Here is a 21,402-nt window from a genome sequence, read left to right on the forward strand (position 1 = left end):
GGTGTATTGACAGCGTCAACATGAATGCCGCGGTAGGCAAACCCCGACTTAACCCCGCCCGGCCGCCTCGGCGCCGCTTGGCCTCAGCGCCAGTTGGTGAAGCGGCGCAGCGCGTATTCCACCGGCCCGTAGCGGTGGCCGCGCAGCCACCACGCGCTGAGCGCCAGCAGTACGGCGAAGATGACGACGGCGATCGCCATCACGCCGAGCGGGGGAACCTGTCCGGCCAGGCCCAGGCCGTACCCGGTGAAGACCAGGCACGCCAGGACGGACTGGCCGAGGTAGTTGGAGGCGGCGACGCGGCCCGCCGGGTCGAGCACGGCGGGGATGGCGGGGAAACGCCTCCCCAGGCGGATCAGCGTGACCACGTAGGCGGCGGAGAGCAGCGGCGCGGTGAGGGTGTGCAGCGCGGTCGCAGCCGGCATCTCGGGGCCGTTGATGTTGAACATCGAAGCGTAGACCACCGCCCCCGGCAGGCCGATGAGGAAGCCGACCCACTGCACGGCGGACATGCGGTGCGCCCACTCGTCGATCCGGTGGAACAGACCCCACCTGCCGGCCGCGAAGCCGAAGAGGAACATCGCCAGCGCCGTGGGCCCCTGCGCGAACCAGATCGCGGGCACGGTGCTGAGGTAGTTGGACACGTTGACGGCGAGGAAGTCGAGCGGCCCTGCGGTCGAGGCCGCGAGCATGCGGGCCCCTTCCTCCGGAGGCAGCGGCGTCATCAGCGTGACGGACGTGGGGCTCAGCGTGATCGCCCACGCGATGAGGGCGTAGAAGGCGGCGACCAGCGTGAGCAGGACGATCCCGGTGATCAGCGCGGTCTTCGGCTTGATGCGGCGAAGGGCCAGCAGAACGAGGCCGAGCACGGCGTAGAGGGTGAGGATGTCGCCCGGCCAGAGCAGCAGGCCGTGCAGCGCGCCGATCACGAACAGTCCCAGGCTGCGGCGCAGCGTGCGGGCGACGATGCCGGCGCCGGCTTTCTCCGCCGAGCTCATCTGGAGCGTGAAGGAGTAGCCGAACAGGAACGAGAAGATGATGTAGAACTTCGACAGCACCAGCGTCTGCACGACGAAGTTGACCGGCCCCGTCGCGCCCATGCCGATCGTGGCGAGCAGCCGGGGGTCGCCGAAGAAGCCGATGTTGGCGAGGAGGATCCCGCCGAGGGCGAAGCCGCGGATGGTGTCGACCTCGTGGACGCGCGGCTGGACGGGACGCACGTTCGTCAATGTCATGTACCGCACACCCCGCCGACTCCCCACTCGGAGGAAAGACCGTGATGTCCCGCCCGCGTGACACGGGGGGTGTGCCTGGGGGACCGCCCGTCGCCTTCTCGCGGGTCGATCGTTTCTCTGGCTTTCATGCCCCAAGCATGATCGAGGCCGGTGCCGTAAACCATCCTCTGGGAGGCCGTGTGCCCTCCTCCTTGGGGAGGAGCCCGTGGGGACTCGGCCGACTGCCCGCAGACGGTGACCCGGGCGGGGCCGCCGCCCGACATTCGAGCAGCGGTTTTCAAAGCGCTCCGATAATCGAAATGGCGGCCCTCGGCAGAGGGCCGCAATCAATCCGGGCATTAATGCTGAAATGTGGCACTTGGTTTGGAATGGATTGAAAGCGAGCCGATCGACTTGTGCCTTATGGTTGATCTTGAGAGCCTGGCGATGACGTCCCAACAGGAATAAGCGAAAGGACTAAATCCGGATATGTCCGACATCCCCCAGGACGGACTTGCCCCGATAGACTTACAGACCGACCGGCCGCACTCGGCGCGGGTCTACGACTACATTGTGGGCGGCAAGGACAACTTCGCCGCCGACCGGGAGACCGCGGCCGCGGTGCTGGCGGACTGGCCGGGACTGCGCACGTCGATGCGGGCCAACCGGGCGTGCATGCACAGGATGGCGCGCCACCTCACCGAGCTCGGCGTGCGGCAGTTCATCGACGTCGGCACCGGCATTCCAGCCTCGCCCAACCTGCACGAAGTGGTGCAGGAGACAGCGCCCGACGCGCGGATCGTCTACGTCGACAACGACCGCATCGTCCTGGCCCACGCGCGTGCGCTGCTGGCCGGCACCCCCGAGGGGCGCATCGTCTACATCCAGGCCGACATGAACTCCCCCGAGGCCCTCCTCGGCGACCCCGCCCTCCACGACGTGCTCGACCTCTCGCAGCCCGTCGCGCTCACCGTGATCGCGATGCTGCAGTTCGTGGAGGACGCCCAGGGCCTGGTGGAGGCGCTCCTCGCGCCGCTCTCCCGGGGCAGCCACCTCGCCATCACCATCCCCACGGGCGACCTCGCCCCCGAGTCCGAGCGGCTGGCCCGCGAATACACTCGCCGCGGCATCCCCATGTACCTGCGCGGCCACGCCGAAGTGGAACGCCTGTTCACCGGGCTGGAGCTCCTCTCCCCCGGCGTCGTCCCGATGCCCCGCTGGCGCCCCGCTCCCGGCGATCCGCCTCTCGCGGACACCGACACCAACATGTACGCCGCGATCGGCCGCAAGCCGTAGCGCCCGCAAGCCCTGGGCACCCTCTCCGCGACGTCCGCGTCGTGCGTCAGTACGGTTCGCGGAACGGTTCAGTGGAACTTTTCACCGCGTCGAGAACCTGTTGCATCGCAGGCCCGGCCACGTAGTACCGGCCGCGTGCCTGCCCCTGAGCGGTCAGCCACCCGAACCGGCAGAGGTCCCGGATATCGCGGGTCGACTGCTGGGTGCTCAGTTCCGCATCCTGCTGGTAGATGGCGCGGCGGACTTTGGACCCCCAGAATGCGGGCAGGAGAGCGAAGATGACTCGCTCGTCCAGTCCGGCGAGCGCGACGACCTCCGTGAGCATCCCCCAGGCCCGGCTGATCAGGTCGACTCGACGTTTGGCCTGCTGGGCTTGGAGGTGATGAGCGCGCAGGCAGAACCTGATCCAGGGGTGCGCGTCGCCGTCGGGGCTCCAGTGCGCTCCTCCGGTCCTCTTGAGGATCTCGTAGTAGGCATAGGTGTTCTGCCCCCGGCCGAGCCACTCCTCGATGGAAGAGAACTCCGCGGGTATCAGCGCCTCACGCGAGAAGACCAGAGTGGAAAGCGCACGGGACATACGGCCGTTACCATCAGCCCACGGGTGAATGTTGACCAGGTTCAAATGCGCCATCGAGGCGCGAACGGCGACCGGCGCGTCGAGGTCGCCTTCGTTGAGCCAGGAGACCAGTTCCTCCATCAAGCCGCCGACCTCGTCGGTGTCAGGTCCGGTATAGATGGCAATGACCGGATCATCCGGGCTGGAAAGGTAGACCATTCCCTTCCGGAACCGACCTGGGCGTTTGTCCGGATGGTGCTCCTGCATCATGAAGTGCAGGCTGTTGAGCAGCCCGGTCTCATAGCGGAAACCATCCCCGGCGTCCGACAGCGCCTGAATGTAGGTCATCGCCCGCTGGTAGCCTTCCAGCTCCGAACGGATCGCCTCATCGGTCTCCAGCGACTCCTCGCCGACCATGAGGGCTTCGACATCGTCGACCGACGCCGGATAGCCCTCGATCGCATTCGACCCCACAATCGCCCTCGCGGTGAGGTTTCGCCGCAGGTGCTTGGTCCAGCGCGCCCGCGGCTGGACGTGAAGACGAAGGTCGTGCCGCATCTTCTCGATCTCTTCGATCACCTGGCGGTCGGCCCCGTCGAGCCTTGGCGTCTCGAATAGCATGACTTCATGATGCAATCATCGTGTCATCGAGGCAAGCTAAACGGCTAGGAGCATTGGCGGCTCGCCGGTTGAGGTGGAGGTCGGCAATCGTGATCTTCCAATGGCGTGTGCGCGACACGGTCTCCATCGACGACTGCGCGGAGAACGTCCGCGCGGCGGAGCGGATGGGCATGGCGGGGCACCACTTCACGTCCCTGGGTTCCCTGCGCGAGCGGATCGAGAGCGCGTTCTCACGGGGTCCGGTAAAGATCGTAAAGAACAGGACAACTATGGTTGACCTGGGGATTAACGTCTAGGGGGACGACAGTGGAACGCCGCGAGATCGAAGTTTTCCTGACTCTGGCCGAGGAGTTGCACTTCCGCCGTACGGCAGAGCGGTTGCACCTTTCCACCGCGCGGATCAGCCAGTCGGTCAAGGAACTGGAGCGGCACATCGGCACGCGCCTGTTCGAACGGACCAGCCGCCGGGTGGCCCTCACCCCGATCGGACGGCAACTCCTTGAAGACCTGCGGCCCGGCTACGACCAGATCTGCCAGGGGATCGCCCTGGCGACCGCCGCCGGGCGCGGCATCACCGGCCTCCTCCGCATCGACGTGCTGGGCGCGACCGGCGAACACTTCCTCGTCAGGGCCGCCCGGCTGTTCCGCCACCGCCACCCGGGCTGCGAGGTCCGCATCCGGCAGGTGCGGCTCGGGGAGCACCTCACTTCCCTGCGCGACGGCGAGACGGAGCTGCTGTTCACCGGCTTCCCCGTCCACGAGCCCGACCTGACCGCCGGACCCGTCCTGTTCCGCGAGCCGCGCGCGCGCAGACGCACGCGCGCCGCGTCGCCCCGGCGGCAGCCGTACGCCCTCGACCCCGCGGACGAACCGGGTGCGGTCACCACCCGCCTCACGCGGACGACGTCATGGTCGGATGTCGTCTACGTGCCGTTCCGGAATGCCGTGCCCCTCCACTGGAGGCTCATCCGGCGGGTCGGCGACGAGACCCACCAGATGCGGGCCTTCGCCCAGGCCGCCCGCGACACCGCCGAAACCGGCGGCTTGGAGACCCGGCCCCGGCTCCCCGCCTGAACACCGCGCCGCGCCGCCGCCGGCCTATCAGCCGACCACCCCCGGGATCTCCCGGCCGCGCCCTCCGGCGTCGCCGGACGGGACGTGCCCACCGGCGGCGGAGGTTTCGCATCGGCGGAGACAGGGACCGGCATTCTGCGCCAAGATGGGGCCCACGGTCCCGGACCCGATGATCGGCGTGTTGATGATCATGCCGGGCGGGCGAGGGGCCGCGATGCCGGATCGGGGGCGATCGCATCGCGGAAGCCGTACAACTCCTGTTTCCCGCTCGACCTGCCCCCAACGCAGGATGCGCATACCGAAGTAGATCGACGAGCGGGACTTGGAAACTGAATAGGCGCAAGGAGGCTCGGGTGAGAATCGTCATCGGGGTCGTCGGCCCGCACGATCTGGTCGACGACGTCGCCGCGGTCTGCGAGGAGCAACCGGGGGTGAGCGCCCTGCGGCTGGACTACGACCACGAGTCGCAGGCCCCCGCGATCACCGAGGCGCACACCGCAGGCGTCGAAGGATGGCTGTTCACAGGCGTGGCGCCGTACACCCGGGCCCGCGACGCCGACACCCTCGCCAGGCCGGCCGCCTTCGTCGACCACGCGGGCGTGACGCTGCTGAGCGCGATCCTACGGCTCCAGCGCCAGGGCCTCGACGTGACACGCCTGTCCATCGACACCCTGCCCGCGGCGGATGCGGCGGCCACGTTCGCCGAGGCGGGCCTGCCCATCGAGCATGTGCGCATGCTGCCGTACCGCACCGAGCTGACCGACAGGAACGCGATCACCTTTCACCGCCGCGGCCCCGCCCACCCGGTCATCACCTGCCTCGGCCCGGTGTACGACGCGCTCCGCGACGAGATGCACGTGCTGCGGCTGACGCCGTCGGCGCACTCCGTCCGCGTCGCGCTGCGGCAGCTTCTGCTGACCGCGGAAAGCCGGGCTCAGGAAGACGCCCAGATCGCCCTCGGCCTGATCGAGGTGGAGAGGGAGGAGGGGCTGCTGCGCGAGGCGACGGCGCTCGGCGGCACACTCGCGGCGTTCCGGGGCGGCACCCACCTGCTGGTGACGACCCGCGGGCCGCTTTACGACGCGACCGGCGGCTTCTCCGGGCTGCCCATGCTGGCGAGGCTGGCCGCACGCAACCGGATGGCGCGTGTCGGTTTCGGTCTGGGCCGCAGCGCGGCGGAGGCCGAGAGCCTGGCCCGGCGGGCGCTCAGCCGCGCCCGGCGCATCGGCGAGGTGGCGGCGGTGCTGTCGCTGCGCGCCGACACCGACATCGTGCTGGACTCGGTGGCCCCTGCCCCCGCCGGCGAACCGAATCTCGCCGTCATCGCCCGCAGGGTCGGCCTGTCGGTGCCGACGCTGTCGAAGCTGATGCAGGCCCGGGCCGCGGCCGGCGGCGAGCCCCTCACCACCCGCGAGATCGCCGAGCAGCTCTCGGTCCAGCAGCGTACGGCGCGGCGCATGCTCCACCGCCTCGAACTCGCCGGCCTCGCCGAGCGGACCGGCAACCTCACCAGCGGGTCGAGCGGCAGGCCGCTCACCCTCTACCGATTAACCCTCTGAAACAGCCCCGCCCGTACGGCTCACCGGCGGACCCATCACCCCGCCGATCACGGTGCTTGATGCAGATCGACGGATACGGATAAGGACCAACCCGTTGACGCGACAATGTCAACACCTCCAGAGGCCACCGACCTCCCTGATCCCAAAAGGCTTGATCTCACGGTAAGCGCCTGGCCTGAAATGACAACCCCGCATATAGACCTATTTTTCATCGCATTCGAGCCTTAAAAGGCTTCGGCAAGACCCCAAATACCGGCCCCTTCAGCCGGCCATTTCCGCTCTCCCCGGCCGACCCGCGCGACCGCCGTCAGGATCACTCAGGCGGGGTGTCGTGTCCGGCGCCCCGCCGTGTACGGCGCGCCTCGATCTCGGCCGTGTCCAAAGCAGCGGCCTCCTCGGGGGTGGGCGCGGTGCCGCCGAGGTGGACCGGTTGCCACCAGGCGCCAGGGCGAATGTCAGGGTAGGCGCGCTGGGCCTGATCGAGCATGGCGGACAGGCGGACGCGCAATTCCGCGGTGAGGGCGGCGGGGTCGTCGTCGGCCTGGGGAAAAGTGGGCTCGCCGACGACGATGGCGATCGGCACGTGCCGCTGAAGGAGATTGCGCGGGCAGCCCTTGCTCCAGAGACGCTGCGTGCCCCACAGGGCGACGGGGATCAGCGGCACGCCGGCCGAGGCGGCCATGCGCACGGCGCCGCTCTTCATATCCTTCACCGTGAACGAGCGACTGATCGTGGCCTCGGGGAAGACCCCGACGATCTCCCCTCCCCGCAGGGCACGCACCGCGTGGTCATACGCTGCGGCTCCCGCGGATCGGTCCACGGGGATGTGGTGCATGGCACGCATGAGAGGGCCGGAGATCTTGTGGTCGAAGACCTCCTTCTTGGCCATGAACCGCACGAGCCGCCCAGCGGGGCGGGCGGCGAAACCAGCGAAGATGAAGTCCAGGTAGCTCACATGGTTGGCGGCCAGCACCGCTCCCCCGGCCTTCGGGACATGCTCGGCGCCTTCCACGCGCAGCCTCAGGTCCAAGGCGCGAAACGAGGTCAGCGATGTCCAGATCACGGGCGGATACACGATATCGGCCATATCCGGAACCGTAACCTACGCACCAGTAACTAGGCGACCCACCTCGCCGCAGTGTCCACCAACCCCCTGCGTCGAACGCCGACCCGATCAGAGATGCAAGGCGTAGGGCAGGTTATGCAACAGGTCCCCGTCAACCCTTACCCCGGTCTCAAATTCAAGGAAAGCCATGAAGACCGCCTGCAGATACACGGGATCGGCGTATTCGTTGTCTTCGAGGTGGCTATCACCCTCCTCCAGCAAGGACCGGTACGACCTGCCAGTGGCGGAGGTCCTGGCCCACTTGCGCAAGCGGGAGGTCTGAGGCGCCGAGGGCCGGCCGCCCCCGTCTCCGCAGTTCCGCCAGTCGAGCCTTCTGTGGGGCCGCCAACGAGTTCACCGGCGGACTCATCACCTGGGCGTGGAAGGCGCGTCGAGGTAGCGGCCGAGCTGGGTGAGGGTGGCGTCCGGGGCGGCCGGGGTCGGGCATGCCAAGCATGGCGAAGCCGGCGACGATGTGCGGGTCGGTGTGCTCGTCGTGGCGGCCGGGGCCGTAGAGGTAACCGAGCTGGCCGCGGATGTTGGACCCGGTCGGTTTGGTGACTCCTCCGTCTCCTACCCCGGCCCCAGTCCCGGCACCGGGCTCGATCCAACCCCACCGCCGGCTCCGGGCTGCTGCGCCGTACCGGGCTGTTGGCCGACCCCGGCGCCGGGCTGCTGAACGGTGCCCGGCTGTTGGCCGATCCCGTCGGCGCCGGGGGCGGGTCGCGGTGCCGTGCCGGGCTGTTGGGCGGTGCCCGGCTGGGGGGCGTAGGCGGGTGGGGGCGTGGCGGCGGCCGAGGGGGCGGGGTCGGTGGGGACGATGAAGGTTTCGGGATGTGAGGGGGCCGGGTCGGGGGCGGCCTGTGCGCCGCCGAGGCCGACGAAGATGCCGATGAGGAACCCGGCGACGCCTGTGAGCCCGGAGACCAGCAGGATCACGGTGGCGCTCCCGAAGCGCGGGGGCGGCGGGTGCGGGGGGTAGCGCGGGTCGGGATAGCCGTATGCCATCTCTCGTCCCTCTCAGTCGGCTTCTCCAAGAGCTACCACAGATGCCGGGGCCTCTGATCATATCGCCGTAACTGCACCCTCATTGCAACTACAAAATCCCTTCAGTTAATGTCCAAATGTTGCTTACCCCCGGAGGTCCCCCATGAGGCTGGTCCGGCGTGCCGCCGTGCTCCCGCTGACACTCGCTCTGTTGACCGCCGCCGCGTGCTCGGCGCCCACGCCCCCCGCCGGGAGCGCTCCACAGCAGGATGACACGTTCGTCATCGCGCTCAGCGCGGAGTTCGAGAGCCTGAACCCGATGCTCGGCTACTCCCCCGACGGGGGGTCGCTGATCTACGACGGGCTGATGAGCCGGGCGGCCGACCTGTCGATGCAGCCGGCGCTGGCGTCGGCGGCGCCCACGACGGCCGAGGACGGCAAGACGGTCACGTTCACGCTGCGCGACGGGGTGAAGTTCCACGACGGCAGGCCGCTGACCAGCGCCGACGTGGAATACACCTACGAGACGATGCTCGATCCGAAGAGCAGCTCGCCTATCGCCGGGGACTACGCGGCCATCAAGGAGGTCGAGGCTCCGGACGCTACGACGGTGGTGTTCAAGCTGGCCTACCCGTATGCGCCGCTGGTGCAGCGGACGACGCTCGGCATTGTGCCGAAGGGCAGCCCGTTGGAGGGTACGCCGCCGGGCACCGGACCTTACCGCTTCGGAGCCTGGACTCCCGGTGACAAGGTCACCTTCAGCGCCAACGCCGAGTATTGGGGCGGCGCTCCGGCGATCAAGAACGTGGTGGTCGCGTTCGCTGAGGACGACAATGTGCGTGCGACTCGCATGAAGGCGGGCGAGTTCGACGCGACGATCCTGCCGCCGAAGGTGGCGGCGCCGTTCCGCACGGAGACCGGGGTGAAGGTCTACGACGTGGCGAGCGCCGACTACCGCGGGATCATGTTCCCGATGAAGGAGCCGGTGACGGGCGACCTGGCGGTCCGCAAGGCGTTCAGCCTGGCGATGGACCGGCAGGCGATGGTGGACACGATCCTGGCGGGCGCCGGTGTCCCGGCGTTCGGACCGCTCCCGACGGAGAGCGAGTGGAACAACCCCGAGGTGACCGGGGCCGGCGCGAGTGACACCGCCGCGGCCGGCAAGGTGCTGGATGAGGCGGGCTGGAAGCCCGGCCCGGACGGCGTCCGGGTGAAGGACGGCAAGCGTGCCGAGTTCACGCTGATGTATCCCGCGGGTGACTCGCTGCGGAAGGAGCTCGCGCTGGCGGCGGCCTCCGACGCCACGAAGGTGGGCCTCGACGTGAAGCCCGCCGGTCTGGACTGGGACGCCATTGAGCCCCGCATGTCCAAGGACGCGCTCATGATGGGCTGGGGCAGCCCGTTCGACCCGGACTACATCAACTATGAGCTGTTCCACTCGAAGTACGCGGGCAAGGGGTACTTCAACCCCGGCCTCTACGACAACCCCAAAGTGGACGAGGCACTGGACAAGGCCCGTGAGTCGGGCGACAAGGCCACCCGCAAGGCCGCCTACGCCGAGTTCCAGAAGCTCATCTTCGACGACCACACGTGGTCCTTCCTGGTGTTCCTCAAGCACGTCTATGTGGTCCGCGGCGACTGGGTGGGCCCGACGCCGGGCGTGGACGCGCACGAGCACGCCACCGGCGGCCTGTTCCGCGACCTGCACACGTGGAAGCCGGCCGCGTGAGGGTCATCCTCCGCATGGTGGCCTGGCGGGTGGCGTTCGCCGTACCGCTGCTGCTGATCGTGACGGTCGGCATGTTCGCGCTGGCGAAGGCGTCGCCGTTCGACCCGGTCCGCCAGTATCTGGGGGACCGGGCGATGGTCACCGCGCCCGAGGTCATGGAGAGGATCCGGGAGAACTGGGGCATCGACCGTCCGGTGCTTGAGCAGTTCACGGCGTGGCTGGGGAACTTCCTCCAGGGCGACTACGGCGAGTCGCGGACGTTCCACCGGCCGGTGGCCGAGGTCATCATGGACCGTCTGCCGTGGACGCTGCTCGCGACGGGCTGCGCGATCGTGCTCATGCTCGTCGGCAGCCTGATCGTGGGCACGATCGCCGCGTGGCGGCGGGACTCGTGGGTGGACCGCGTCATCAGCGGCGGCGCTTTCGCCAACGAGTCGGTGCCGGTGTTCTGGCTGGGGCTGCTGGCCATGTGGGTCTTCGCCGTACAGCTCGGGTGGCTGCCGGCGGGCGGCCTCACCGACCCGGCGTCGACGACGGTGGATCCGCTGGACGTGGCGCACCACATGGTGCTTCCGGTGCTGGTGCTCGCGGTGTCGCAGTCGTCGTGGCTGGTGCTGTTCGTCCGCGAGTCGGTGATCGGCACACTGCGTGAGGATTACGTGATCGGCGCCCGGGCCCGCGGTCTGCGTGAGCGCACGGTGCTCGTACGGCATGCGCTGCGCTCGGCTCTGCTCCCGTTCCTGACGCTGCTCGGCGCGCGGATGCCGGAGCTGGTCACGGGGGCGATCCTGGTGGAGAGCGTGTTCTCGTGGCCGGGTGTGGCGTCGGCGTCGGTGCAGGCGGCGCTGGCGGTGGACTTCCCGCTGCTGGCGGTGACGACGCTGCTCGGCACGCTCGCGGTGCTCGGGGGCAACCTGCTGGCCGACATCGGATACACGATCGCCGATCCGCGGGTGCGCACGCTGGGGGTGGGCTGATGACCTCGGTCGCTCTTCCCCAGGCGGGGCGGCGGCGCCGTTCGCTGGTGTTCGCGGTGGCGACGCTGGTGGTTCTCGGCCTGGCCGTACTGCTGGTGCCGCCGATCGTGCAGCTCGACGAGCGGATCGTGGACCTGCGTTCGGCGGGGCTGCCGCCGTCGCTGTCGCATCCGCTGGGCACCGATGAGGTGGGCCGGGACGTGCTCCTCAGGTCGATCTACGGACTCCGCGTGTCGTTCACGGTCGGGATGGTGGCCTCGCTGGTGTCGATCACGATCGGCGGCCTGGTGGGGCTGGTCGCGGGCAGTGTCGGCGGCACCGTCGACCGGGTGCTGATGCGGGTGCTGGACGGGTTCAACTCGATCCCGCATCTGCTGCTCGGCATCTTCATCGTGGCGATGTTCTCGCCGAGTCCGGTGGCCGTGGTGGTGTCGGTGGGGGTCACCCACTGGACGACGACGGCGCGCATCGTGCGTTCGGAGGTGCTCAGCCTGCGGTCGAGGCCGTTCATCGAGGCGGCGATCTCGGGCGGCGCGAGCCGGGCCCGGGTGCTCCGCCGCCATCTGCTGCCGCATCTGTTCCCGCATCTGATCCTGGCCACCGTGCTGATGATCCCGCACGCGATCTGGCACGAGACGGCGCTGAGCTTCCTCGGGCTGGGCCTGCCCCCGCACATGGCCTCCCTGGGCAACATGATCAGCGACGGGCAGCGGTCGCTGCTGACCGGTGACTGGTGGGCGAGCCTGGCTCCCGGCCTGTTCATCGTGCTGCCGACGCTCGCCGTCGCCCTGCTGGCCAACCATCTGCGCGACCGGCTCAATCCGCGGCGGCGATCGGAGTTGTCCCTGTGAACCGGCTAACGGTGGAGAATCTGTCGGTGTCGTTCCGCATCCCCGGCGCGGTGGTGCGGGCGGTGAGCGAGGCGAGTTTCACGGTACGGCCGGGCCGCTGCCTGGCCCTGGTCGGCGAGTCGGGGTGCGGCAAGTCGGTGCTCGCGCACGCGCTGCTGGGCCTTCTTCCGGGGAATGCGGAGGCGTCGGGCAGTGCCGTACTCTCGCAGAGCGGGGGCGGCGGGGACGTCGAGCTGATCGGGGCGTCCGAGCGCACGCTGGCCGGCAGGGTGCGGGGGCGGGCGATCGGGCTGATCCCGCAGTCGCCGGCGACGCATCTCACCCCGGTGCGCACGGCCCGCGCCCAGATGCAGGAGGCGGTGCGCGAGATGGGGCGGCCTCCCGGCACGGCGGACGAGCTGGCCGAGAAGTTCGGCCTGAGCCCCGCCGACCTGGACAAATATCCGCACGAGCTGTCGGGCGGCATGGCGCAGCGGGTGGCCAACGCGATGGCGCTGGCCGGGGATCCGTGGCTGCTGCTGGCCGATGAGCCGACGACCGGCCTGGACCGCGACCTGGTGGATCGGGCGATGGGGGCGCTGCGGGCGCTGTGCGACGAGGGCCGGGCGGTGCTGCTGATCACGCACGATCTGCGGGCGGCCGAGCGGGTGGCCGATGATCTGGCGGTGATGTATGCCAGTCGGATCGTCGAGTTGGGGCCGGTGCGGGAGGTCCTGGACCGGCCGCGCCATCCTTACAGCGCGGGTCTGGTGGACGCCCAGCCGGATCGGGCTTTCGTCCCGGTTCCGGGGATGCCGCCGGAGTTGACCGCCCTGCCCGACGGGTGTGCGTTCGCGCCCCGCTGCGGCCACCGTACGGACGCGTGTGACGTCCGGCCGGCGCGCGGCGGTGGGGACGGGCGGGTGGCGTGCCACCACCCGCTCGCGGTGCAGGATGGCGTGCAGGAGGACGCGAAGGAGGACAGCCGTGCTTGAGGCGCGCGACATCACCGTGCGGTACGGCTCCCGCACGGTTCTCGACCGGGTGAGCCTGACCGTCGAGCCGGGCGCGGTGCTGGGCCTCGGCGGTCCCAGCGGGTGCGGTAAGTCCACGCTGGCGCGGGTGATGGCGATGATGCTGCGCCCGCGGTCGGGCTCGGTCGCCGTGGACGGGCGGCCGGTGTCGCGGTGGCGGCAGCGCGCCCCGCGCGAGCTGCGCACCCGGGTGGCGCTGATCTACCAGCAGCCGCGCTTGGCCGTCGATCCCCGGCTGACCCTCAGGGAGATCGTGGCCGAGCCTCTGGCCGCCGCCGGGACGGCCGCCGCAGGAACGGCCGCCGCAGGAACGGGCACCGCCGGAACGGGCACCGCAGGAACGGGCACCGCCGGGACGGGCACCGCCGGGACGGGCACTGCAGGAACGGCCGACGCCGAGCGGGTGGCGGCGCTGGCGGCCGAGGTGGGGCTCACCGGCGACCTGCTGACCCGCCGGCCGCACGAGGTGTCCGACGGGCAGCTCCAGCGGGCGTGTGTGGCGCGGGCGCTGATCCTGTCGCCCGGCTATCTGATCTGCGATGAGATGACCACGATGCTGGACGCCTCGACGCAGGCCCACCTGGTGCGCGTGGTGAACGCCTACCGGGAGCGCACGGGGGCGGGCGTGCTGGCCATCAGCCACGACGCGGTGCTGCTCGGGCGGTGGGCGGACGGCGTGGCCGAGCTCGGGCAGGGCGGGAAGGCCGCCGTCTCCGTGTGATCCCCCCCGGAGGGCTCACTCTCCTGACAAGTCGGCATTACTGACCAAATAATGACCAATCTCGGTCAAGAAATGATCTATACCTAAAAAATCAAGTCTGGTTAGACTCCGCGTTGGATCCGGCCGCCCGGTCAGGGCGGCCGGACAACTCGTCACCCAGCGGGGAGGGGGCCGAGTCCCCTTTCCGTGCGCCATTGGGTGACACGCCCCCGCGTGCCGTACACCCCATGCACTCCGTGTACGGCTCACGCCTCCGTGTGGTCGGCGAGCTTCCCTCAGCCCCCTCATGGAGGTGTCGTGTCAACGAAGTCCCGGCCCACCTGGTTACCCGGCTCACCCCGAGCCGGAACCCGGCGTGCGGCGGCGGTAGCCGTCGTGGCGACGGCCGCGCTCCTTCCCCAGCAGGCCGCGCTGGCGGCCCCCACCCCCACCCCCTCGCCCGCCGCGAGCTCGGCCTCGACGTCGAAGTGGACGGCGAAAGCCGTACCGCCCGGCGAAATCGTCAACGGCGCCCGCTCGCCCAGCGGCAAGCTGGCGGAGAGCAGCGCCGAACTGCTGAAGTCGACGGCGATCACACCGGCCGGTGTGATCGTCAAATTGGACTACGACTCGCTCGCCTCCTACCGGGGCGGGCTGCCCGGCCTGCCGGGCACGAGCCCGGCGAAGACCGGCAAGCCGCTGGACACGCGCAGCGCCGACGCGAAGAAATACGAGAAGCACATTGAAGCTGTGGAAGGCGCGTTCCTCTCGGAGCTCGCCAAGCGCATCCCCGAGGCCGAGGTCGGGCAGCGGCTGCGCACGGTCTACGGCGGGGTGAGCCTGCGGCTGCCCGCCAACCGCTCCGCCGAGCTGCTCAAGCTGCCCGGCGTGGCGGCCGTGCAGGAGGACAAGCGGCAGCAGCTCCTCACCAACAAGAGCCCCGCGTTCATCGGCGCCCCGGCGATCTACTCCAAGCTGGGCGGCAGCGCCTCCTCGGGCAAGGGCGTGGTCGTCGGCGTGCTCGACTCGGGCGCCTGGCCCGAGCACCCGCAGTTCGCCGACCCGGGCGGCCTGCCGGCCGCCCCGCCCACCAAGGACGGCACGCCCCGGGTGTGCGACTTCGGCGACAACCCTCTGACGCCGGCGAACGACCCGTTCACCTGCAACGACAAGCTCATCGGCGCGCACACCTTCCTCGACACCTACAACGAGGCCGTGGGCGGCGAGGTCTACCCCGACACGGCGCGCGACTCCAACGGCCACGGCACCCACACCGCCACCACATCGGCCGGCGGCCCGGTCGCCGACGCCAACCCGCTGGGCATCAGCCGCGGCCCGATCCACGGCATCGCCCCCGCGGCGCACGTGTCGGTCTACAAGGTCTGCGGGAAGGAGGGCTGCTACCCCTCGGACATGGTGCAGGCCATCGGCCGCGCCGTACTCGACGGGGTGCGGGTCATCAACTTCTCCATCTCCGGAGGCCGCGACCCCTACAGCGACGCCGTCGAGCTGGCCTTCCTCGACGCCTACGCCTCCGGGGTCTTCGTGTCGGCCTCGGCGGGCAACTCGGGCCCGACGGCGGGCAGTACGGACCACCGCAGCCCGTGGGTGACCACGGTGGCCGCCTCCACCCAGGCGCGGACGTACCAGTCCACGCTCACCCTCACCGGGACGGGCGGGGCCACCGCCACGCTGAAGGGCGCGAGCGTCACGGGCGGCATCGCCTCTCCGCTGCCGGTCGTGCCCGCCTCGGCTCCGCCGTACTCCAACCCGCTGTGCACCGCGCCCGCGCCCGCCGGGCTGTTCGCCGGGAAGATCGTCATCTGCGAGCGCGGCCCGGGCCGGGTGCTGAAGAGCCACAACGTACGGCAGGGCGGGGCGGCCGGGCTGATCCTGGTCAACACCACACCGCTCGACGTGATGACCGACAACCACTGGGTGCCCACCGTCCACCTGGACAAGCCCGAAGGCGACGCCCTGTCGGCGTTCCTCGCCGCCAACCCGGCGGCGACGGCCTCCCTCACGCAGGGCACGGAGACCACGTGGGCGGGCGACGCGATCACCACGTTCTCCTCGCGGGGTCCGGGCGGCGACTTCCTCAAGCCGGACGTGACCGCGCCCGGCCTGCACATCCTCGCCGGCCACACGCCGAGCACCGAGTCGCCGTCGGAGGGCCCGCCCGGGAACCTCTACCAGGCCATCGCCGGCACCTCGATGTCGGCGCCGCACGTGGCCGGGTCGGCGGCGCTGCTGTTCGCGCTCAACCCGACGTGGACGCCCGGCCAGGTCAAGTCGGCCTTGGAGACGACGGCCGTCACCGCGGTCACCAAGCAGGACCGCGTCACCCCGGCCGACCCGTTCGACACCGGCGGCGGGCGCGTGAACCTCACCAAGGCGGGCGACCCCGGTCTCACGCTGGACGAGTCCGCGGCGAACTTCGCCGCCTCGGCGACCGACCCGCTGAACCGGATCGACCTGAACCTGCCGTCGGTGAACGCACCGGTCATGCCCGGCCTGATCACCGCCAAGCGCACCGTGACCAACGTGTCCAACCGGACGTTGACCTACCGGGCGTCGGGCACCACCGTGTCCGGCGCGACCATCGCGGTCGTGCCCCCGGTGTTCACGCTGCGCCCCGGCAAGAGCGCCTCGCTGAAGGTGGTCGTCACGGCCCCGGGGCTGGCCGACGGGCAGTACTTCGGCCGCGTCGACCTCAAGCAGGTCGGCGGCAAGCGGCACCTCGGCCTGCCGGTCGCGTTCTACCGCCAGGAGGGCGCCGTGCCGGTGGAGCAGACCTGCGCGCCGGCCGCCATCGCGCGAGGCGCGGAGACCACCTGCACGGTGAGCGTGCGCAACGACACCTTCACCGCGACCGAGGTGACGGCCGTCAGTACGGTGAACTCCAAGCTGTCGGTCACCTCGGCGACCGGGGCCGCCTCCGCCGGGTCGCGGGTGGTGACGGCCAAGCAGACCTTGCCCGGACGGACGCCCGACAACCCGGTGGTGTCTCCGGGAAGCGGGCCCGCGCCGTATCTCCCGCTCGACGCGTTCGGGTTCACGCCGACGCCGGTGGGCAACGAGCAGGCGGTCAACCTGACCGTGCCGGCGTTCGTATACGCCGGTAAGACGTACACGCGCATCGGCGTCGTGTCGAACGGCTACGCCGTACCGGGAGGCGTCACCTCGGCGGACCAGATCAGCGCGGCGCCGCAGGCGCTTCCCGACCCCGCGGTGCCCAACAACGTGCTGGCCTCGTACTGGACCGACCTCGACGGCACCGGAGCGCCGGGCGTCTACGCCGGCATCCTCACCGACGGCGTGAACGACTGGGTCGTCCTGGAGTGGCGGGTCCATGTGGCCGGGACCACCGCCCTGAAGGTGTTCCAGCAGTGGATCGGCGTCAACGGTACGGAGGACATCACCTTTGCCTACGATCCCGCGAACCTGCCGGGCGCGCCGGGCGGCGGACTGGAGCTCACGGTGGGCGCGGAGAACGACGCGGGCACCGGCGGCAGCCGTACCACCGGGCCGCCGACCGGGGACCTGCGCGTGGCGAGCACGCCGGGAGCCCCCGGAGGCACGCTGACGTACTCCTTCAAGGCCAAGGGCGTCGCGCGGGGCGAGGGGACGGTGACCACCGGCACCTCGACCGCCGAGGTCAAGGGCATCACCCTGGAGGTGGACAAGGTCACCGTTCAGTAGGACGGGCCGGTAGGACAGCCCTGTAGGACGGGTCCCGAGAGAGCGCCGGGCCCCGCGCGAGTCGCGGGGCCCGGCGTTCAGCCGTAGGGGTTCAGGGACTGCCGGGGCTCGGGGACGGGGGACGGCCCTTTCGGGGAGGCCGGGGTGGGGAGGTCGAGCTCAGCGTGTGTCGAGCTCCAGGGTGCCGAACTCAGGGTGCCGAACTCAGAGTGCGGGGCGCGCCGTGGATGTAGCCCACGAGAGACGCCTTTTCCGTCTCCAGTTCCTCGATCGCGCTTTTCACCACGTCACCGATGCTGACGATTCCGATGAGTCTTCCGTCTTGCACCACGGGGACGTGGCGGAACCGCTGGGTGGTCATGGTCTTGCGCAGTTCCTCGACGTTCTCACCGGGGTGGCATGTGCGCACCTCGGTGGTCATGATCTGTGACACCGGCGCGTCGAGGATCGCCGGGCCGCACTCGTTGAGCCGCCGCACTACGTCACGCTCCGACACGATGCCGGCGATGCCGACGCCGTCTTCGGAGACCACGACAGCGCCGATGTTCCGTTCGGCGAGTGTGGCCAGCAACTCGGTGACGCTCGCGTGCGGCGGCACGGTCACGACATCCCTACCCTTACCTCGCAAGATCGTGCCGATAAGCATGGAAACCACCTCGGATCATGCTTTAGGTACCTGTCACAATCCCCATCTCGAAGGTCCTTAAGCACCGTCAGGGGGCCCGTTCTCCAGGTCGGGCGGGCCCGGCTTCCGGCCGTCACCGAAGGCCCTGCCGGAGACATGGGTCGCATGGGCCGGACGGGCACGGATCAGCGTCGACATTCAGCGGGGACGGCGTAAACCCCTCACGGCCAGGCAACATCGTGATAGCGGCCCTCGTCAAGGGGGCACGTCATGCCGCGAAGGCGCCCTTCCGGGGTTGTCATGAATCGCGGTATCCGCTGGATAATGCATGCAATAGCACACTTTGGGGGTTTCGATGGGTGAGAACTCGCCGCTCAACACAGGCAGCCACGATCTTCCGGTGTCCGAGGCGCTCGCGACGTTCATGAAGTCCGGCTGGGCCGACACCACCCAGTCCGGCCTCACCGCTCTGCCCGTCGCCGCATGGGCCGCCAAGAGGCGTGCCGCGCTGGCCGAACGGTTCCCGGGTGAGACGCTGGTGATCCCGTCGGGCACGTTGAAGGTGCGCAGCAACGACTGCGACTACCGGTTCCGGCCCCACTCCGCCTTCACCCACCTGACCGGCAGCCAGGAACCCGACGAGGTCCTGGTCATCTCCCCCTCCGGGGCGGCCACCCTGTTCATGCGCCCCCGCTCCCCGCGGCGGGCCGAGGGCGGCGCCGGCCAGGAGTTCTACCGCGACCGGCGCTACGGCGAGTTCTGGGTCGGCCGCCGCACCGACCTCGCCGAGGCCCAGGAGCTCTACCAGATCGACTGCGCCCCCATCTCGTCGCTGCGGAACGCCCTTTCCGGGCCCGCCCGCGTGCTGCGCGGCGTGGACCACTCCGTCGACGCCGCGGTGGCCCAGGGCGCCGGCGACGGCGAGTTCGCCTGCCACCTGTCGGAGTCGCGGCTGATCAAGGACGAGTGGGAGGTCGCCGAACTGCAGTACGCCGTGGACGCGACGGCCCTCGGATTCGAAGACGTCGTCCGCGCGCTGCCGCGGGCGGTCGCCCACCGCAGAGGCGAACGCTATGTCGAAGGCGTGTTCGGGCTGCGCGCCCGGCTCGAAGGCAACGACGTCGGCTACGACACGATCGCAGCGTCCGGGGCGCACGCCTGCGTGCTGCACTGGATCCGCAACGACGGCGGGATGCGCGAGAGCGACATGCTGCTGCTCGACGCGGGCATCGAAACCGACAACCTCTACACGGCCGACATCACCCGCACGCTCCCGATCTCCGGGCGGTTCACCTCGGTCCAGCGGCAGGTCTACGAGCTGGTCTACGAGGCCCAGGAGGCGGCGATCGCCACGCTCCGGCCGGGCGCGAGCTTCCGCGACTTCCACCTGGCCGCGATGCACGTCATCGCCGAGGGCCTCCACGAGTGGGGCGTGCTGAAGATCAGCGCGGACGAGGCCATGGACCCCGCGAGCGGGCTCTTCCGCCGCTACACCCTGTGCAGCAGCGGCCACATGCTGGGCATGGACGTCCACGACTGCGCCAAGGCACGGTCATCGGTCTACCTCGACGGCGTCCTCGCCGAGGGGCATGTGCTCACGGTCGAGCCGGGGCTCTACTTCCAGCCCGACGACCTCACACTGCCCGCGGAGTTCCGGGGCATGGGGGTGCGCATCGAGGACGACCTCGTGATCACCTCCGACGGCGCGCGACTGCTGTCGGAGGGCCTCCCCCGGCACCCTGACGAGGTGGAGAACTGGATGGCGCACCTGCTCGCCAAATAGGGGCCAACCGGACCATCGTGACATCCATCACGGAGCCTCCGCCGTACACGCCATCTACCTGGAATCATCACCGGCCGCAATGGGATTTCGTACGCGACTGTGCACTCTGAGTCGCCGGGCGACTGCGGGTCACGCCCATCCCAGACCGTCGAGCTGTACATTGGGATCTTGACATCCTCCCCTCCCACCAGGGAGGGAACGCCCGTGGAAAACCGCGGGGGTTCCTCGTTCACCGTCGCACGACCGCCAGGAGGATTTCCTTGAGGCCCTACTCCAGGAAGGCGGGGGCTCCGCCTCCGGCGCCCGCGCTCGGCCGAAACCGACCGCAGCACACAATCCATAGGGAAACCACCGCGCATTTCAGATTCGGCATGAGCCACAATCTCAAGAGGGAGGGAAGGGTCCATTCTCTGCACGACGGCCGGGTCGGGGCCCGAAAAGACTGATGAGCACGCTTGAGACCGAGAATGCCGCAGGTCGCTGGCTCAGTACGGGCGAACAGCGCGCCTGGCGGGTGCACCTGTCCACGCACAAACTCCTGATGCACAGGCTCGACCGGGAACTGGACGCATTCGGCCTGTCACTTAACGACTACGAGATTCTGGTCAACCTCTCGGAAAGCCCGGGCCACCGGATGCGAATGAGCGACCTCGCCGACGCCACCATCCAGAGCCGCAGCCGCCTCTCGCACCAGATATCCCGCATGGAGAGCGCGGGACTGGTCGCCAGGGAGAGCTGCGCCTCCGACCGGCGCGGCACTTTCGCGGTGCTCACCGCCCACGGATGGGAAACGATAAAGAAGGTCGCCCCTTTCCACGTCGCCGGCGTCCGCGAACACTTCATTGATCTGCTCAGCGAAGAACAGCTTCAGTTCCTTGAACGCGCCTACCTCCCGGTCGTCGACCACCTGAAGAAACTGCGCTGACGCCGCAGCCGACCACGGCCACACCTCACCCCCCTGGCCGAGGTCGCCCCCCGCCCGGTCCGCCGACGATCCGCCGACGATCCGGCGCGCCAGCCACGGGCGGGCCGAAGCGAAACCGATACAGGCGCCGCACTCGAACTCCACCTCCGGTGGCAACGATCCGGGTCATGTCCCTCCGCCGAATCCTCGCGCATGCCGCGCCGCTTCTCGCCACGGTGATCGCAGTCGCCGCGTGCTCCGGTTCCTCCTCGGGCGGAGACGCGCTTCCCGCCAGTGCGGAGACACTGATAGAAGTCCGCCGACGCCTTGACGCGCACCGAACTCGCCGCGATCTACGACCCGTCGTTGACCCTCAACCCCGCACAGGGCGTCTCCGTCGGCGTCTCCCTGCTCATGTCCACTGCGGCCGACGTCCGCACCGAGGCGCTGGAGCGGGTCGGAGACGTCGACGCGGGGCGAGGATAGGGTCCTGGGCACTCGTGGCTTCGAGCGCCCAGGACCTTGCCGTGAGGCGTGTCGGACGGTCACACCGCCTGCCGTCGGACAGCCTGACGGCCTGTCGGCCGCGGAGGGCCGCCTGGAGGGGTGCGCAGCCTGGCATTGCGCACGGTTTCGTGCAGTGCTTTGTTTCGTGCAGTGCTTTGTGCAGCGCGATGGTGCGGTGTGACCGGGCCGCTGCGCGGCC

General features: G+C 69.7%; 17 protein-coding genes. 12 read left to right on the top strand and 5 right to left on the bottom strand.

Annotation, left to right across the window (positions count from 1 at the left end):
* Positions 1–83 precede the first annotated feature (83 nt).
* Positions 84–1,235, bottom strand: coding sequence for a DUF418 domain-containing protein (locus tag BLQ73_RS00695; protein WP_176955199.1), 1,152 nt, complete (start codon positions 1,233–1,235; stop codon positions 84–86).
* Positions 1,236–1,703: 468 nt separating this feature from the next.
* Between BLQ73_RS00695 and BLQ73_RS00700 the strand changes: the two genes are divergently transcribed.
* On the top strand, positions 1,704–2,510 hold the full coding sequence (locus tag BLQ73_RS00700) for an SAM-dependent methyltransferase (protein WP_093167152.1): 807 nt from the start codon (positions 1,704–1,706) through the stop codon (positions 2,508–2,510).
* Between the two features lie 46 nt (positions 2,511–2,556).
* On the opposite strand, the gene BLQ73_RS00705 is transcribed toward BLQ73_RS00700, so the two are convergent.
* The gene (locus BLQ73_RS00705) at positions 2,557–3,687 is read right to left on the bottom strand and encodes a Fic family protein (protein ID WP_093167154.1); all 1,131 of its coding nucleotides are present in this window, start codon (positions 3,685–3,687) and stop codon (positions 2,557–2,559) included.
* Between the two features lie 306 nt (positions 3,688–3,993).
* Here BLQ73_RS00705 and BLQ73_RS00715 point away from each other — a divergent pair, with 306 nt between their 5' ends.
* A complete protein-coding gene (locus BLQ73_RS00715; protein ID WP_176955200.1) occupies positions 3,994–4,761 on the top strand; it encodes a LysR family transcriptional regulator in 768 nt (255 codons plus the stop codon).
* 353 nt (positions 4,762–5,114) lie between these two features.
* Entirely contained in the window at positions 5,115–6,320 is a 1,206-nt protein-coding gene (locus tag BLQ73_RS00720) for a response regulator (RefSeq protein ID WP_093167160.1), read from the top strand.
* A 313-nt stretch (positions 6,321–6,633) separates the two neighbouring features.
* Here BLQ73_RS00720 and BLQ73_RS00725 read toward each other — a convergent pair whose 3' ends face one another.
* Positions 6,634–7,407 carry a lysophospholipid acyltransferase family protein gene (locus BLQ73_RS00725; RefSeq protein ID WP_093167162.1) on the bottom strand — a complete coding sequence of 258 codons (774 nt, stop codon included), beginning with the start codon at positions 7,405–7,407 and terminating at the stop codon, positions 6,634–6,636.
* A gap of 591 nt (positions 7,408–7,998) precedes the next feature.
* A complete protein-coding gene (locus tag BLQ73_RS31995) occupies positions 7,999–8,433 on the bottom strand; it encodes a hypothetical protein (protein ID WP_176955201.1) in 435 nt (144 codons plus the stop codon).
* 142 nt (positions 8,434–8,575) lie between these two features.
* Between BLQ73_RS31995 and BLQ73_RS00735 the strand changes: the two genes are divergently transcribed.
* From BLQ73_RS00735 to BLQ73_RS34430, 6 genes are all read left to right on the top strand, one after another.
* The gene (locus BLQ73_RS00735) at positions 8,576–10,141 is read left to right on the top strand and encodes an ABC transporter substrate-binding protein (RefSeq protein WP_093167164.1); all 1,566 of its coding nucleotides are present in this window, start codon (positions 8,576–8,578) and stop codon (positions 10,139–10,141) included.
* The gene (locus BLQ73_RS00740) at positions 10,138–11,118 is read left to right on the top strand and encodes an ABC transporter permease (RefSeq protein WP_245690641.1); all 981 of its coding nucleotides are present in this window, start codon (positions 10,138–10,140) and stop codon (positions 11,116–11,118) included. The genes BLQ73_RS00735 and BLQ73_RS00740 overlap by 4 nt, the downstream gene beginning before the upstream one ends.
* The gene (locus tag BLQ73_RS00745; protein WP_093167166.1) at positions 11,118–11,969 is read left to right on the top strand and encodes an ABC transporter permease; all 852 of its coding nucleotides are present in this window, start codon (positions 11,118–11,120) and stop codon (positions 11,967–11,969) included. The genes BLQ73_RS00740 and BLQ73_RS00745 overlap by 1 nt, the downstream gene beginning before the upstream one ends.
* Entirely contained in the window at positions 11,966–12,943 is a 978-nt protein-coding gene (locus BLQ73_RS00750; protein WP_093167168.1) for an ABC transporter ATP-binding protein, read from the top strand. The genes BLQ73_RS00745 and BLQ73_RS00750 overlap by 4 nt, the downstream gene beginning before the upstream one ends.
* Positions 12,936–13,703 (top strand): ABC transporter ATP-binding protein, encoded by a 768-nt coding sequence (locus BLQ73_RS00755; protein WP_218125564.1) that lies wholly within the window; start codon positions 12,936–12,938, stop codon positions 13,701–13,703. The genes BLQ73_RS00750 and BLQ73_RS00755 overlap by 8 nt, the downstream gene beginning before the upstream one ends.
* Positions 13,704–14,000: 297 nt before the next feature.
* Positions 14,001–17,384 (top strand): S8 family serine peptidase, encoded by a 3,384-nt coding sequence (locus BLQ73_RS34430; RefSeq protein ID WP_218125565.1) that lies wholly within the window; start codon positions 14,001–14,003, stop codon positions 17,382–17,384.
* A gap of 190 nt (positions 17,385–17,574) precedes the next feature.
* On the opposite strand, the gene BLQ73_RS00765 is transcribed toward BLQ73_RS34430, so the two are convergent.
* Positions 17,575–18,030 carry a CBS domain-containing protein gene (locus BLQ73_RS00765; protein WP_093167173.1) on the bottom strand — a complete coding sequence of 152 codons (456 nt, stop codon included), beginning with the start codon at positions 18,028–18,030 and terminating at the stop codon, positions 17,575–17,577.
* A 334-nt stretch (positions 18,031–18,364) separates the two neighbouring features.
* Between BLQ73_RS00765 and BLQ73_RS00770 the strand changes: the two genes are divergently transcribed.
* The 3 genes from BLQ73_RS00770 to BLQ73_RS32000 all read left to right on the top strand — a co-directional run bounded on the left by BLQ73_RS00770 (position 18,365) and on the right by BLQ73_RS32000 (position 21,182).
* On the top strand, positions 18,365–19,792 hold the full coding sequence (locus BLQ73_RS00770) for an aminopeptidase P family protein (protein ID WP_093167175.1): 1,428 nt from the start codon (positions 18,365–18,367) through the stop codon (positions 19,790–19,792).
* A 445-nt stretch (positions 19,793–20,237) separates the two neighbouring features.
* Positions 20,238–20,717: a MarR family winged helix-turn-helix transcriptional regulator gene (locus BLQ73_RS00775; protein WP_093167176.1), complete on the top strand. Its 480-nt coding sequence runs from the start codon at positions 20,238–20,240 to the stop codon at positions 20,715–20,717.
* 306 nt (positions 20,718–21,023) lie between these two features.
* Positions 21,024–21,182, top strand: a complete 159-nt coding sequence (locus tag BLQ73_RS32000) for a LolA-like protein (protein ID WP_176955202.1) — start codon at positions 21,024–21,026, stop codon at positions 21,180–21,182.
* Positions 21,183–21,402 lie beyond the last annotated feature (220 nt).

The sequence above is a fragment of the Sinosporangium album genome (genome assembly GCF_900100605.1).
Lineage (GTDB): Bacteria > Actinomycetota > Actinomycetes > Streptosporangiales > Streptosporangiaceae > Sinosporangium > Sinosporangium album.

Excerpts from the sequence above, each read along its gene's own strand:
- BLQ73_RS00695 (WP_176955199.1), bottom strand. The coding sequence starts at position 1,235 with ATGACATTGACGAACGTGCGTCCCGTCCAGCCGCGCGTCCACGAGGTC.
- BLQ73_RS00700 (WP_093167152.1), top strand. The coding sequence starts at position 1,704 with ATGTCCGACATCCCCCAGGACGGACTTGCCCCGATAGACTTACAGACC.
- BLQ73_RS00705 (WP_093167154.1), bottom strand. The coding sequence starts at position 3,687 with ATGCTATTCGAGACGCCAAGGCTCGACGGGGCCGACCGCCAGGTGATC.
- BLQ73_RS00725 (WP_093167162.1), bottom strand. The coding sequence starts at position 7,407 with ATGGCCGATATCGTGTATCCGCCCGTGATCTGGACATCGCTGACCTCG.
- BLQ73_RS31995 (WP_176955201.1), bottom strand. The coding sequence starts at position 8,433 with ATGGCATACGGCTATCCCGACCCGCGCTACCCCCCGCACCCGCCGCCC.
- BLQ73_RS00735 (WP_093167164.1), top strand. The coding sequence starts at position 8,576 with ATGAGGCTGGTCCGGCGTGCCGCCGTGCTCCCGCTGACACTCGCTCTG.
- BLQ73_RS00745 (WP_093167166.1), top strand. The coding sequence starts at position 11,118 with ATGACCTCGGTCGCTCTTCCCCAGGCGGGGCGGCGGCGCCGTTCGCTG.
- BLQ73_RS00765 (WP_093167173.1), bottom strand. The coding sequence starts at position 18,030 with ATGCTTATCGGCACGATCTTGCGAGGTAAGGGTAGGGATGTCGTGACC.
- BLQ73_RS00770 (WP_093167175.1), top strand. The coding sequence starts at position 18,365 with ATGGGTGAGAACTCGCCGCTCAACACAGGCAGCCACGATCTTCCGGTG.
- BLQ73_RS00775 (WP_093167176.1), top strand. The coding sequence starts at position 20,238 with ATGAGCACGCTTGAGACCGAGAATGCCGCAGGTCGCTGGCTCAGTACG.